This window comes from Mesorhizobium sp. YIM 152430 (assembly GCF_029210365.1).
GTDB lineage: Bacteria > Pseudomonadota > Alphaproteobacteria > Rhizobiales > Rhizobiaceae > Aliihoeflea.
Window position 1 is genome coordinate 1 of the sequence record NZ_JARGES010000042.1, and the last position, 728, is coordinate 728.

General features: G+C 60.9%; 1 protein-coding gene and 1 pseudogene. One reads left to right on the top strand and one right to left on the bottom strand.

Annotation, left to right across the window (positions count from 1 at the left end; genetic code table 11):
* On the top strand, positions 1-183 hold a 183-nt coding region (locus PZ895_RS12145; RefSeq protein WP_275839259.1), incomplete at its 5' end, for a hypothetical protein.
* An 8-nt stretch (positions 184-191) separates the two neighbouring features.
* Here PZ895_RS12145 and PZ895_RS12150 read toward each other — a convergent pair.
* Positions 192-728 (bottom strand): annotated as a pseudogene (locus tag PZ895_RS12150) (UDP-N-acetylenolpyruvoylglucosamine reductase); the annotation flags it as partial.

Here is a 728-nt window from a genome sequence, read left to right on the forward strand (position 1 = left end):
AAACCTGCGTCGATCGAGCCCCATGAATCCGCAATCGGCAGGCACAATTCGCCTCCCGTCCCCTCACGCATCATGCGTGGCCGACTCAAATCAGATAACGCCGCAAGTCCAAGGAATCAGATCGCGGATTCCGTGGCAAGGGCTTCGGATTCAGGGAAGATTATTTTTTATGAACCGGCGTGATTGAAGGTTCAGGAACTGGGTGGCGAACCGGCGAATGGCTCGACCGCATGGCCGGCTTTCGCCACGCCCAGGCGCTTGATTTCCCAATCGAGGACGATGCCCGAATTTTCCGCGACGCGGGCACGGACCGTTTCGCCGAGAAGTTCCAGATCATGCGCCGACGCATTGCCGGTGTTGATCATGAAATTGCAGTGGAGCGGCGACATCTGCGCGCCGCCGATCATCAGCCCGCGGCAACCGGCCTTGTCGATCTCCTTCCAGGCCGAGCTGCCCTCGGGATTCTTGAAGGTCGAGCCGCCGGTCTTCTCCTTGATCGGCTGCACCGTCTCGCGGTGATGNCTTCGCGATGGCCCTCGAAAAGCGCACCGGTGAAGATCAGATCGGGAGAAACCGACGAATGGCGATAGGCATAGCCCATCTGGGCATTGGACAGGATGTGCCGATTGCCCTTGCGATCCATGGCATAGACGTCGACGACGCGCTCGCGCGTCTCGGTGCCGTTGGCGCCTGCATTCATGCGCAGCGCGCCGCCGATGGCGCCGGGA